This window comes from Clostridium bornimense, assembly GCF_018917145.1.
Taxonomy (GTDB): Bacteria; Bacillota; Clostridia; order Clostridiales; family Clostridiaceae; genus Clostridium_AN; species Clostridium_AN bornimense_A.
In genome coordinates this window covers 14,529-27,761 of record NZ_JAHLOD010000025.1, presented here as the reverse complement: position 1 = coordinate 27,761, position 13,233 = coordinate 14,529, and the positions used below count along the sequence as shown (strand labels likewise).

The 13,233-nt window shown below is 28.6% G+C and carries 10 protein-coding genes, 1 pseudogene and 1 riboswitch; of the genes and pseudogenes, 2 read left to right on the top strand and 9 right to left on the bottom strand.

What is annotated here, in order from left to right; genetic code table 11:
* Nucleotides 1–23 precede the first annotated feature (23 nt).
* The 5 genes from KQI30_RS10030 to KQI30_RS10010 form a co-directional block, all read right to left on the bottom strand.
* A complete protein-coding gene (locus tag KQI30_RS10030) occupies nucleotides 24–1,091 on the bottom strand; it encodes an RNA ligase RtcB family protein (protein WP_216463168.1) in 1,068 nt (355 codons plus the stop codon).
* Between the two features lie 187 nt (nucleotides 1,092–1,278).
* Nucleotides 1,279–2,745: a PLP-dependent aminotransferase family protein gene (locus KQI30_RS10025; protein ID WP_216463167.1), complete on the bottom strand. Its 1,467-nt coding sequence runs from the start codon at nucleotides 2,743–2,745 to the stop codon at nucleotides 1,279–1,281.
* 18 nt (nucleotides 2,746–2,763) lie between these two features.
* The gene (locus tag KQI30_RS10020) at nucleotides 2,764–3,660 is read right to left on the bottom strand and encodes a D-alanine--D-alanine ligase (RefSeq protein WP_216463166.1); all 897 of its coding nucleotides are present in this window, start codon (nucleotides 3,658–3,660) and stop codon (nucleotides 2,764–2,766) included.
* Between the two features lie 109 nt (nucleotides 3,661–3,769).
* Nucleotides 3,770–5,143, bottom strand: a complete 1,374-nt coding sequence (locus KQI30_RS10015; protein WP_216463165.1) for a citrate/2-methylcitrate synthase — start codon at nucleotides 5,141–5,143, stop codon at nucleotides 3,770–3,772.
* 202 nt (nucleotides 5,144–5,345) lie between these two features.
* Nucleotides 5,346–7,238, bottom strand: coding sequence for an alpha-amylase family glycosyl hydrolase (locus KQI30_RS10010; protein ID WP_216463164.1), 1,893 nt, complete (start codon nucleotides 7,236–7,238; stop codon nucleotides 5,346–5,348).
* A gap of 172 nt (nucleotides 7,239–7,410) precedes the next feature.
* Between KQI30_RS10010 and KQI30_RS10005 the strand changes: the two genes are divergently transcribed.
* Both KQI30_RS10005 and KQI30_RS10000 read left to right on the top strand, forming a co-directional pair.
* Nucleotides 7,411–8,130: a tRNA 2-thiocytidine biosynthesis TtcA family protein gene (locus KQI30_RS10005; RefSeq protein ID WP_216463163.1), complete on the top strand. Its 720-nt coding sequence runs from the start codon at nucleotides 7,411–7,413 to the stop codon at nucleotides 8,128–8,130.
* Between the two features lie 150 nt (nucleotides 8,131–8,280).
* Nucleotides 8,281–8,652, top strand: a pseudogene (locus KQI30_RS10000) (LysR family transcriptional regulator substrate-binding protein); the annotation flags it as partial.
* A 62-nt stretch (nucleotides 8,653–8,714) separates the two neighbouring features.
* Here KQI30_RS10000 and KQI30_RS09995 read toward each other — a convergent pair.
* The 4 genes from KQI30_RS09995 to KQI30_RS09980 form a co-directional block, all read right to left on the bottom strand.
* Nucleotides 8,715–9,332, bottom strand: a complete 618-nt coding sequence (locus tag KQI30_RS09995; RefSeq protein ID WP_216463161.1) for a superoxide dismutase — start codon at nucleotides 9,330–9,332, stop codon at nucleotides 8,715–8,717.
* 206 nt (nucleotides 9,333–9,538) lie between these two features.
* Entirely contained in the window at nucleotides 9,539–10,108 is a 570-nt protein-coding gene (locus tag KQI30_RS09990) for a xanthine phosphoribosyltransferase (RefSeq protein ID WP_216463160.1), read from the bottom strand.
* Nucleotides 10,109–10,115: 7 nt separating this feature from the next.
* The gene (locus KQI30_RS09985) at nucleotides 10,116–11,450 is read right to left on the bottom strand and encodes a uracil-xanthine permease family protein (RefSeq protein ID WP_216463159.1); all 1,335 of its coding nucleotides are present in this window, start codon (nucleotides 11,448–11,450) and stop codon (nucleotides 10,116–10,118) included.
* Between the two features lie 87 nt (nucleotides 11,451–11,537).
* A riboswitch (purine riboswitch) is annotated at nucleotides 11,538–11,639 on the bottom strand.
* Between the two features lie 110 nt (nucleotides 11,640–11,749).
* Nucleotides 11,750–13,189 (bottom strand): potassium/proton antiporter, encoded by a 1,440-nt coding sequence (locus KQI30_RS09980; RefSeq protein ID WP_216463158.1) that lies wholly within the window; start codon nucleotides 13,187–13,189, stop codon nucleotides 11,750–11,752.
* Nucleotides 13,190–13,233: the final 44 nt, after the last annotated feature.

The following is a 13,233-nucleotide window of genomic DNA, read 5'->3' as shown; positions in this document are numbered from 1 at the left end:
TGCTACTTAAATCAATTGTACCCCTACCCTTTAAATGTAAGTACTGGCTTAAATGTCGCTATTACTGTAATTAATTCAAATTCTACTAAAGATTCTATAACGTCCTCAATTTTTTTATATGCCTTTGGTGACTCTTGATAAATTAGTTCTACATCTTTACATACAATCCTACTATTGAATTTGTTTGATTTAATATTTTCTAATGTAAAATTCTTTTCCAATCTTCCTTTGCATAATGACCTTGGCCATTTTCTACCCGCTCCATGTGATAATGATGATAATGATTTCTCTGTATTAGCTTTAGGCATAATTAAATAAGTTAAATCCCCCCTAGACCCTGGTATTATAACTGCACCACTTTTAGTTGAAGTAGCACCCTTTCTATGAATATAAAATTCTCCATCTTTCTCAAGAAAATTATGATTACAACTAATAATACATTCTCTTTCAACGGAATAACCTAAATAATCTAGTAATTTATCTCCAACTAATTTTCTATTTCTCTCTGCCCAAACTACTGCATGTTCATGCTTTTCTATATAAGCTTTTCCTAATTCACTTTCTGGATTTAATCCTCCAAAAACATCATATTCATCTAATATTTTTTCACCATATCCTCTTGATCCGCTATGAATTAATAAAAATATATCATCATCGCATATATTAAGTTTATCCCATTCTTCTTTATCATAAATTTTATTTAAACTTTGAAATTCTGCAAAGTGATTTCCTCCACCAATGGTTCCTAATGGATAAATTGGTGATTCGTCTTCATACGGATTTTCAATTTCTAATTTTTCTAATCCTCTTAACTTTTCTAATTTTTTCACACATCTATCAATTTTAAACTTTTTATTCTTAATACCAGTTTTGATAAGCGTCATACCACAACCTATGTCTCCACCTATTATATGGGGATATATAACACCTTTTGTTGCTACTGCTATACCAATAGGAATCTTTCCAGCATGTAGATCTGGAAGCCCTACTATTCTTTCTACACCGTTTAACTTACTTATTGCATTGAGTTGATTTTTTGCATTATCTTCTATCCAACACTTACTATTTGCTATTATTTCTACTTTGTTCATATACCATATTCTCCTTATTATGATTCTGTAAAAATAAAAAAGTCGCAACTAAAAAGCCACGACAATGTAATCAATATAAATATTTTTACAGACAAGTGGTTTTTTCTTTACTATTAATTTTTAAAACAATACTTCTAACTAATAACATAAAAACCACTTCCTTTCATAATAGATTAATTATAGTATATCATACTTTTATATTTATGTCTTTATTTCTTAACTCCTCAACACATTTTCCTATAACCTTTATACCTTTTTCTATATCATCTAAAGACAACCTAGATAATCCTAATCTTAAAGTATTATCACAACTATTATCTAAAGAAAAAATATCTCCTGGCATAAATATAACTCCCTTCTCATAGCATTTTTCAAGAAGTTCCCTAGAGTTTATATTATTTATACCTATATAAATATGAAGTCCCCCTTCTCCCCATATAAATGAAGGCTTTATATATTCTTTTACACATTTAAAAGCAAAGTCATACTTTTCCTTATATATGCGACGAATTTTCTTTATATCCTTTTTAAAAATTCCATTACATAAATATTCATATAATATTCCTTGATCTAAAAAAGATGTGTGTATATTTTTACATCTCTTAACACTTTCAAAAATATTAATTAATTCTTTATCAGCTATAATCCATCCGATTCTCACTCCCGGAAATAATATTTTTGAAAAACTTGATATATAAACTACTGCATTTGCATTCTTATCTAAAGCAGCCAATGGTGATATATGACTACTATTATGCATTAACTCTTCATTAAATCCATCTTCAATTATTGGAACATTATACTTCTTAAAAATTTCATATATCCTATATCTCTTTTCTGCACTAATAACTATACCTGTAGGATTATGATACGATGGAATTAAATATCCAAATTTAATTCCACCTTTTTTCAATTCATTCTCTAACTCTACTATATCAATGCCATCTTCATTTACCTTTACTGGAACAATATCTGCACCATGAACTTTCATCATTTTTATTGCTGTATTATGTGTAGGATTTTCACATAATATCTTGTCTCCTTTTTTAATACATGAAGTCAGAATAATATCCAATCCTTCTGTAAATCCATTAGTAATTATTATATCTTTGTTACTTATATCTATACCTTTATTTTTAGTATATTCTAAAATATATTCCATAAGTGGTTTATACCCTCTTGCATAACCATAATTTAATATCTTATGATTTTCTTTAGATATTGTATTTAAAAATGCCTTTTTAACTTCTTCTATATTAAAAAGTTCTCCTTCTGGTGATATACTTTTAAATGATATAAGATCTTTACTCCATGGAATCTCACTTTTAACTATATCTAACTCACTAGCTTTAGTCCCGTATTCATTAATATAGTTGTTCCATGATACATTCCACTTAACTGATATATCTGTATTTCTATTACTAATAAACGTTCCTTTCCCTTTTATAGTATATAAAATTCCTTCTGCTTCAAGATTTTCATATGCCGTAATTACTGAATTTCTACTGACACCTAATAACTTTGCCATTTCTCTTGTAGCTGGTAACTTTGAATTTTGTGCAAGCAAATTCTTATCTATAATTCCTTTTATATAATTTTCAATTTGAATATATATAGGCTCATTATCATTAAAAGTTTTATTAGAAAGAAACATTAATTCATTTACTCCTTTTTAATCAAGGGAATACTCTATCATCTTATCTAATAAACTAGGAAAATCAATTCCTTTTTCCATAGCGCTCTTAGGGATAAGACTTGACCTAGTTAATCCCGGTAATGTATTTACTTCTAATACATATGGTATTCTATCTTGTAATATCATGTCAATTCTTATATATCCCTTGCATCTTAGTACTTTCCATATTTTGTGTGAAATTCTGTCAACTTTTCTTTGTAAATGACTATTTAATCTTAATATTTTTTCCTCTGCGCCACCTTCATCATACTTTGATGAATAATCAAAAAAGTTTTTACCATTACTTTGTATAGAAATTGTAGGCATAACTTCACCATTTAATACAAATGATGTTATCTCTATTCCATTAATATATTTTTCAATTATAACTTCATTATCATACTTTAATGCTTCCTTAACGGCATCTTCTAAATCTTCTTCACGTTCTACAAGAGTTGTAGCTACACTAGACCCTCCATTATTAGGCTTAACAAAAACAGGATATCCCATCTTTCTTATTCCATAATAATTAATTTCCTTTAAGCTTCCAGCTACAAACCATTGCGCTGTATCTATTTTTTCTGATAACATAACTCTTTTACATAAATCTTTATTCATAGCTATTGAGCTTGAAAGAACCCCGCATCCACTATATGGGATACCCATAGTTTCTAATATTCCTTGTACTGTACCATCTTCACCAAATGCACCATGTAATGCTATAAAAGCAAAATCTATATCTTTAACCTTATCAATAACATCTTTTTTAGAGTCAATTATTATAGGAATTACTTCATATTTTTCTTTATCTAAATTATTTATAACTTCTTCACCAGATTTTAAAGAAATTTCTCTTTCAGATGAAATTCCACCCATTAATACACCAATTCTCATTTTTGCTACCTCACTTCTTAATTATATTTTTATTATATTATTTTCAAAAAATAAAATAAGAGCCACCATTATATTAATTTCTATATAATGTGGTTCTCTTAAATAAAAATTATCTGTTATTCAAATTTACATATCTCATATGATCCTTTACATTCATATATGCAGGACGAATAATTTTATCTGTATTTATTAATTCCTCAATTCTATGAGCACTCCATCCAGCAATTCTTGCCATTGCAAAAATAGGAGTATATAATTCTAGTGGTAAATCTAACATACTATATACAAATCCACTATAAAAATCTATATTTGCACTAACACCTTTATAAGTTTTTCTTTCTTCTGCAATAACTTGTGGTGCTAATTTTTCAACTAAAGAATATAAATTATATTCTTCTGTTCTACCTTTTTCCTCTGATAGGTTCTTTACAAATTTTTTAAATATATTAGCACGTGGATCTGATAAAGAATAAACTGCATGTCCCATTCCATAAATAAGTCCTGATTTATCAAAAGCTTCTTTATGAAGTAATGCCTTTAAATAACTTCTAACTTCATCCTCATCATTCCAATCTGATATCTTTTCTTTCATATCATTAAACATTTTTACTACTTTTATATTAGCACCACCATGCTTAGGCCCTTTTAATGATCCTAATGCAGCGGCAATAGCTGAATAGGTATCTGTCCCTGATGATGAAACTACATGAGTTGTAAAAGTTGAGTTATTTCCCCCACCATGTTCTGCATGTAATACTAATGCTACATCTAAAATTCTTGCTTCCAACTCTGTATATTTACTATCTGGTCTTAACATATATAAAATATTTTCTGCAGTAGATAAATCAGTTCGTGGAGTATGGATAATTAAGCTATTGCCATTATAATAATGATCGTAAGTTTGATAACCGTATACTGATAATAGTGGAAATACTGCTATAAGTTGTAAACATTGACGTAATACATTATCAATTGAAGTATCGTCAGCTTTTTCATCATAAGAATATAATGTTAATACACTTCTTGCAAGGGTATTCATCATATCAAAACTAGGTGCTTTCATTATAATATCTCTTACAAAAGAAGTTGGTAAACTTCTATAACCGGCTAATATATCTGTAAAATCTTTTAATTGTTCCTTATTAGGTAATTCTCCCAATATAAGTAGATATGCAATTTCCTCGAATCCAAATCTTTTTTCTTTTACAAAACCACTAACCAAACTTTCTATATCTATTCCTCTATAGAAAAGCTTTCCATCACATGGGACTTCTTTGCCATCTATAATTTCTTTTGAACATATTTCTGAGATTTCTGTTAATCCAGTAAGAACTCCTTTACCATTTATGTCCCTTAATCCTCTATTAACCTTATGTTCTATATATAGATTTTGTTCTATTGTACTATTTTTAATGCATACATCTTTTAATTTTTTAATTGCTGGTGTGATTTCAGAAAAATTTATTTCTGTTACTGTTGTCATAGCCCCCTCCCCTTTCTTTAAATAGAAACAGTATAAAACAAATATTGTGTATTATATCTATTTTAACATATATTTGAAAAGTTCTGAAATCTCTTTTTTCTAATAATTTGTAAATTTTTATTTAATACAAAATAAAATAATTATAAACTAGGATACAGTTTTTACACCTAATTCCTTTATAACTGTATCCTAATTTGTATTATTATAATTTTATTAGATAACTAGTATGAGCCTTAACTTCTAAATTTATTTCTTCTCCCTCTACAATAAAGTTTAGCTTTGTACCAAATACTTCATTTAAAGTAGACTTTGAATCCTTACCAAAAATCTTTACAGGTATTTTCAATCTTCTGTCCATATCATCAGTAGAAAAAATAATTATAAATAAATCATTTCTTGTAAATCTAGCATATGAAAATACATAGTCTTCATCGGAAAGTATCTTGAATCCACCATCTTGAAGTGATTCTTCACTAGTTTTCAAATGTGCCAATTTAGAATATAACTTATAATATTTTGTTGATTCTATATCTTTATTCCAAGGCATAGGATATCTACATCCTTCATTTGTATTTAATCTACCATCAATTCCTGCTTCATCACCATAGTACATATTAGCAGTACCTATCATCGTAAATAGCATAATAACAGCACCACGATATTCTTCAAAACTTATTTTTTCATTATTATGAAGTCTTGAAATATCATGACTATCAAATAAATTAAACTGATTTTCTTGTATTACAAATGGTAACCTACATAAATGTTCCTTTATTCTATTTGCAAAATTTTTAGATGTAATCTTACAACTTATATTTGAAAGATTAGGATTTTCTCTCATAAAGAAGTCTGTTTCCCCTAAAAAACTTCTAACTGGTCTTCCAAAGCCAAAATAATTCATCGCCGAATCCCACTCATCACCATTTAAAAACTCATTATGATCACACCAATCCTCACCTATAATATAAGCATCAGGATTTTCCTCTTTTATACTCTTTCTAATTTCTGGCCATACTTCATGATGTAATTGTATTTCATTATTTCTAGCCATGGTATCCGCTACATCAAATCTCCAACCATCTATGTTATATGGGGGTTTAAGCCACTTCTTTACTAATGACTTTTCACCTTTGTAGATAATCTCTTTAAGTTCTTCTGATGTATAATTTAAAGTAGGCAATGTATCAACATTAAACCAAGACTTATATTTATTATCATCATCAAAAAAGTAATATTTTCTTTCTTTGGAATTCTTATTATTATATGCACCTTCACTTTTATCAAAGAAAATTCCTTCTTTATTAAACCAACGATTTGCAGTTCCTGTATGATTTATTGATACATCTAACATTAACTTCATATTATTTTTATGTAACTCATCCATTAGTTCTGCAAAAGCTTTGTTTCCACCAAAATGAGGATCAACATTAAAATAATCTAAGCAATCATATTTATGTACTGTAGCTGCATAAAATATCGGATTCATATATATGGCATTTACACCTAACTTTTTTAAATACGGAATTTTATCTTTAACTCCTTCTAAATCTCCACCATAAAAATCAAGACAATGACTTTCGTTATATTCTTTTGGCTCAGCATTCCAATCTTCTATCTTCACAGCAGGATATCCATCAAAATAATATTCTCCTGTTTTAACATCATTTTCGGTATTACCATTACAAAAACGTTCCGGAAATATTTGATAAAATACAGATTTTTTTACCCAACTTGGCTGATTATAATCTATTAATATTTTGAAATCATATGTTTCTGCTGGCATATAATCTACGATTTCTTTTTGATTATAAAAATATATCTTATCTTCAGTTACTAAATAGAAATGATAATGCAATACATCTTCATAAACAGTTACTTCTGTAGAATAATAAGCTAATCCATTTTCTACAAACTCCTTATCCATATTCAATACATTCTCTATTCCATTCAGCTTAGTTCTTAGCATAACAGCTTTAACAGGTGACGAATCATACATTCTTATAAAAATTTTTATCTTCTCGCCCCTTTTAGGTAATGGATTACTAACAAAAAATTTTGATCCATCACTATATATACTTTCTAACCACTTTTCCATAAAACCACCCCTTATAATTCATTATTAATTTATAATTACACATTGTCAATGCATATAAGAATAGTTAATTTATCCCTATGTAAAATATATTAATTATTCATTCACCAAATTATTTACATACTAATTTTAAATTGTAAAACATATGTATTATAATAATTTACGAGGTGATACTATGCAAAAACTTCTTAGTAAAATGAGGCAAGCAATAAATGATTTTAATCTAATAGAAGATGGCGATAAAATAGCTGTAGGACTCTCTGGTGGTAAAGACAGCCTAACTCTTCTTCATCTTTTAAATTTATATAGAAAATTTTCTCCAGAAAAATTTGAACTTATAGCAATAACTCTTAATCCTGGAGGAGTAGACAATAGTCCTCTTCACTCTTTATGTAAAGAACTTCAAGTTCCTTTCTACGAAATACAAACTGATATAAAAGAAATTGTTTTTGATTTAAAAAAAGAAAAGAATCCTTGCTCTTTATGTGCAAAACTTAGACGTGGTATACTTAATAATACTGCTGAAAACCTTGGTTGTAGCAAAGTTGCTCTTGGACATCATAAAGATGATGCTATAGAAACATTAATTCTATCATTAAGCTATGAAGGTCGCATTAATTGCTTTTCTCCAAAAACATTTATGGATAAAAACACTATTACATTAATACGCCCAATGGTTTACATATCAGAAGGTTCTATAAAAAATGTTGCAAAAAAATACAACTTGCCTGTTATAAAAAATCCATGCCCTGCTGATGGAAAAACTAAAAGACAAGATGTAAAAGAATTAATAAATGAATTAAATGAACGTATTCCTGGTTTTAAACGAAATATATTTGGTGCATTAAACAACGCAGAACAACTTTTTATTTGGGATAAAAATTTAATTAAATAAATATTCAAAGTACTAACTTAGACAAATCCCCATACCTTGTAATTTAAATTACTTAGAATATTAAGGCGTGGGAATCTTTATTACTATTTTAAAATTAGTGTATTTTTATCTAAACATTACTTTTACCTAAAAACAATGTTCCTACATTAGCTTCAAATGCATGTTGATGAACTAAATGGTCTACAATCTGACTTAATACCCATTGGAACATTTTCTAATGTAGCTACTTATTGGTTACCTAATATTATTAAAAAATTTCAGCATGATTATACTAATATTGATTATGAATTACTCCTAGGTGATTATAAAAAAATAGAAGAATGGATTTTAGAAGGCAGAGTAGATTATGGTTTCTTACATTTGCCTGCTAATGCAGAACTTGAAACTATATTTTTAGAACAAGATAGATTACTTGCTATTTTACCAGAAAATCATCCTTTATCAAAAAAAGAATATTGTACTGTAGCAGATTTATGCCATAATCCTTTTATGCTACTTGAAAATGGTGAAAAATCAGATATAATAGATAATCTTATACTACAAAAACTGTTGCACCAAAAAGAGTGTAACAGTTTTGTAATTACTTATTTTTTATAATTTAAATATAACTTTTCCACAGCGGACCAATCAATAATGTTCCATATATTTTTTACATAATCGCCTCTTAAATTTTTGTATTTAAGATAATAAGCATGTTCCCATACATCTATTGTTAATATAGGTTTTGCACCAATACTTAAAGGATTGTCTTGATTTGGCATCATCATAACTTGTAAAACACCATATTTATTTATAACAAGCCATCCATATCCTGATCCAAATTGTCTCAATGATGCATTGGAAATTTGCTCTTTTAAGTTTTCAACACTACCAAATGTATTATTGATATCTTTTAATAAATCACCTTGTGGTGATAATTTAGCATTAGGTGATAATAATGAAAAATATAAATTATGATTAAATACTCCACCACCCTGATTTATTACTGATAACTTTATATATTCTGGTATATTATTTGTATCTGATAAAATTTCTTCTAGTGCCTTTCCATGGAAAAAATCCTGATTCTTCTCTACTATACTATTAAGATTGTTAACATAACTTTGTAAATGCTTTGAATAATGTATCTCTATGGTCTCACCATCTATATATGGCTCTAAATCATTAAATTTATACGGCAAAGTTATTTTATCATATTTCATCTCAATCTCTCCCCTATAATTTTATTTCATTTTAAAATCTTTATTACATATTAATATAATTCCCTAAAATATATATATTATAATTTACAATTAGAATTTCACAATTTAGGTAAAAATTCTTCTTGTGAAGTAATTTTATCAATAACTGTACACTGAATAAAAAAAGCTACCACGCTCTTGCGTAGCAGCTTTCACACAATATATTTTTAAACAAATTCAATTAAATCTTTACCAAGTTTTTTTATTCTTGCTAATGAATAAACTTCATATCCTTTATCTTCTAACAATTTACGTCCTGGTTGGAATGACTTTTCAATTACTATTCCAATACCAGCAACCTTTGCACCAGCTTCTTCAACTAATCTTATAGCTCCAAGTGCCGCTTCCCCATTAGCTAAAAAATCATCTATAATAAGTATATTATCTTCCTTAGAAATATATTTTTTTGATAATGTTAATTGATAATCTAAAGCCTTTGTAAATGAGTGTACTGTAGTTTGATATACTTCACCATTTAATATCTTTGAACTTTGTTTTTTTAATGTAACCATAGGAAGATTCATTTGCATTGCTGTCATAACTGTTGGTGCTATACCAGAACTTTCAATTGTAAAAATCTTAGTTATGTTATGTTTTTCAAAATAATTTTTAAATTCTGTTCCTACCTCATACATAAGTTTTGCATCTACACCATGATTTAAAAAGCTATCCACTTTTAATACCGTTTCATTTAATGCTTTACCTTCATCTAAAATACGTTTCTTTAATAACTCCATACTATTCTTACACCTCTTCTGTACTTTCTAAAATTTCATCTTTACTCTCTTTTAAAACTAAGTTTAGTATTAATGAAACAATTGTTCCTGTTGAAATTCCTGATGCAAATATCATTTGTAATCCTTCTGGTAACTGTGATATAACTTCTGGTCTAAATGTTACGCCTAATCCTAGAGCTATTGATGTAGCTATTATTAAAAGATTCCTATCATTTAATTTTACTCTACTTAATGTTTTAATTCCAGCCGCAGCTACAGTTCCAAACATTACTATTCCAACACCACCAAGTACTGGTTGTGGAATTCCATTGATCAGACCTGCTAACTTAGGAAATAATCCCAAAATCACTAAAAGTGTCCCTGCCATTACTGCTACATGCCTACTTGCAACTTTTGTAAGAGAAATTAATCCTACATTTTGACTAAAAGATGTATTTGAGAAAGAACCCACTGTAGCACCAACAATACTACCTACTCCATCAGCTAAAACTCCAGCTCCAACTCTCTTTTCATCCATTTCTATATTAGAAGTTTCCCCTATAGCCTTTAAACATCCAACAGTTTCTATTGTAGTAACAAAATATGCTGGTATAAATGCTAATAATGCTTTCCAATTAAACACTACTCCATATTGAAATATTTTAGGCATTGAAAACCATGTTGCTTCTTTAACAGCTGAAAAATCAACCATTCCAAGAGGAATACATATTAAATATCCTATAGTCATTCCAATTAAAATAGATGCACTGCTTAACATTCCCTTGCCATAACTATTCAGAACTAGAGTTATTACCATTACTATCATTGCAATAGATAAGTTTTTTAAACTTCCATAGTCAGCTGCTCCACTTCCTCCAGCAGCCCAATCTATTGACACTGGCAATAATGTTAGGCCAATTAAACATACTACAGTTCCAGTAACTATTGGAGGAAAGAACTTCATTAATGGTTTTATAAAATAACTTAAAATAATTTCAAAAAACGATCCCAAAATTGTAGCTCCAACTATACCTGCCATTCCTAATGTTTGTCCTACTGAAATTGCTGGTGATACAAATGTAAAATCTGTACCCATAATACAAGCAACTTTTGATCCTACTTTTCCAATACCTCTTGCCTGTACTATAGTTGCAATACCTGATGCCAAAATAGAGGCACTAATCAATGCTGTTGTCATTGTACTATCAAAGCCTAAGCTTCCTGCGATTACCAACGGAACTACAACAATTCCTGAAAATGCTGCAAATATATGTTGAAGTCCAAATAAAATTTTCTTCGGTAATGAAGGATTATCATCTACCTGGTAAGTTAAGCCAATAGTATTCTCATTGTTCTTACTCATATAAAACTCCTTTTTCTTTTAATAAAAAAACACCTCAATAAAAAAATTGAGGTGTTCTATTTCAAAAGCTATCTTCTTTTGCTATACAAATGAAATACAACTCCTCGTAGTCTGCACTTTTACGGTTTGCAGGTAGAAACTTTCGATCCATATTATCGATTATATACGAGATTCATTATGTTATATTTCGTATTATATTATGAATATTGACATATTTCAATAAAATTTTATACGATTTAATCAATATTAAAAGTTCTACTTCTTTACGTTTATAAAAAAAATCTACTCCAAGATATTTTCTAACTTGGAATTCTTTGCAGCTCTTTTTCTATTAATTTTTCTATATTTTCTCCACTTAATACTAAAATATCTCCTTTTTCTATAATTGTTGCACCTTTAGGAATCAATACTTCACCTTTACGTTTTATCATAACTATTAATATTTCCTCTGGTATATTTGCATCCATAATGCTTTTATTAATCCACTTGTTATTATTGTCTACATTAAGTTCAATTAGCCTTGTACTCATATCTCCTGAATAATCATTAAAAGTTTTTAATACTGTCGTAGTATTATCAACTAAATCAAGTTTCTTTGCTATTACCGGTATCAACGTTCCCTGAATTGATACTGAAAATAATGCTATGAAAAATATTATATGAAAAATATCATCATCTATATGCACTCCATAAGTAACAGCATATATTGCAAAAACTATTGAAGCAGCTCCTCTAAGCCCTACCCATGAAATAAATATTTTTTCCTTTATCGAAAATTTAAATGGATGCAATGTTAAAAATGTAGCTACTGGTCTTGCAACACATAGCATAAACAGTGATATGGATGTAGCTGTTCCAAAAATCCTAGGGAATTTTGAAGGAAATGATAATAATCCCAATGTAAAAAATAATGCTATTTGCATAATCCATGAGATTCCATCTAAAAAACGAAACATACTTTTTTTATGTGGTATCTTGCTATTTCCTATTAAGATTCCCGCCATATATACGCTTAAATATCCGTTTCCCTCCAACCATTCGCTTAATGCATAGGATAAAATTGCTATGGCTATTACAAATATTGTATAGAACCCTTCTACCTCAAAATTTGCTTTTCTAATAATGTAAACAGCACCCTTAGCTAAAATTGTACCAACTAATAGTCCAAAGACAATTTGTTTTATTAGCATAGGTACTATACTTCCTATACTACTACTTTTCATAAGAGTTAGTATTGTTAATGTAAACATATATGCAATAGGATCATTACTGCCACTTTCCACCTCTAACAATGGCGCCAATGATCCTTTCAAGTTTAACCTTTGCGATCTTAATATAGCAAAAACAGCTGCTGCATCAGTAGATGCTACCACCGCTCCAATAAGCAATCCTTCTAATAAAGTAGTACCTAATACAAAATCACAAAATAATCCTGTTAATACTGCCGTTATTATTACACCTACTGTTGACATAAGTATTGAAGGAATAGCTGAAGACTTAGCCATACTCCAATTGGTACCAAATCCACCATAAAACATTATGAGCACTAATGCCATTGAACACAGTTCACTAGTAAGCTGATAATTATCAAAATATATTCCTACAATTCCATCAGAACCAAATAACATTCCAAGTATTATAAATACTAATAATATTGGTACACCAAACTTATATAGTACCTTACTAGATGTAATAGAAATTAATAATACTAATCCACAAATAATCATTAGCTTAACCATCTATCTTCCCTCCCCCTAATATTCTTCATATTTAAATTATATAA

Bases quoted from the DNA above. Each gene is read 5' to 3' on its own strand.
- KQI30_RS09985 (WP_216463159.1), bottom strand. From the start codon at position 11,450: ATGAGTAAGAACAATGAGAATACTATTGGCTTAACTTACCAGGTAGAT.
- KQI30_RS10005 (WP_216463163.1), top strand. From the start codon at position 7,411: ATGCAAAAACTTCTTAGTAAAATGAGGCAAGCAATAAATGATTTTAAT.
- KQI30_RS09995 (WP_216463161.1), bottom strand. From the start codon at position 9,332: ATGAAATATGATAAAATAACTTTGCCGTATAAATTTAATGATTTAGAG.
- KQI30_RS10020 (WP_216463166.1), bottom strand. From the start codon at position 3,660: ATGAGAATTGGTGTATTAATGGGTGGAATTTCATCTGAAAGAGAAATT.
- KQI30_RS10015 (WP_216463165.1), bottom strand. From the start codon at position 5,143: ATGACAACAGTAACAGAAATAAATTTTTCTGAAATCACACCAGCAATT.
- KQI30_RS10010 (WP_216463164.1), bottom strand. From the start codon at position 7,238: ATGGAAAAGTGGTTAGAAAGTATATATAGTGATGGATCAAAATTTTTT.
- KQI30_RS09980 (WP_216463158.1), bottom strand. From the start codon at position 13,189: ATGGTTAAGCTAATGATTATTTGTGGATTAGTATTATTAATTTCTATT.
- KQI30_RS10025 (WP_216463167.1), bottom strand. From the start codon at position 2,745: ATGTTTCTTTCTAATAAAACTTTTAATGATAATGAGCCTATATATATT.
- KQI30_RS10030 (WP_216463168.1), bottom strand. From the start codon at position 1,091: ATGAACAAAGTAGAAATAATAGCAAATAGTAAGTGTTGGATAGAAGAT.
- KQI30_RS09990 (WP_216463160.1), bottom strand. From the start codon at position 10,108: ATGGAGTTATTAAAGAAACGTATTTTAGATGAAGGTAAAGCATTAAAT.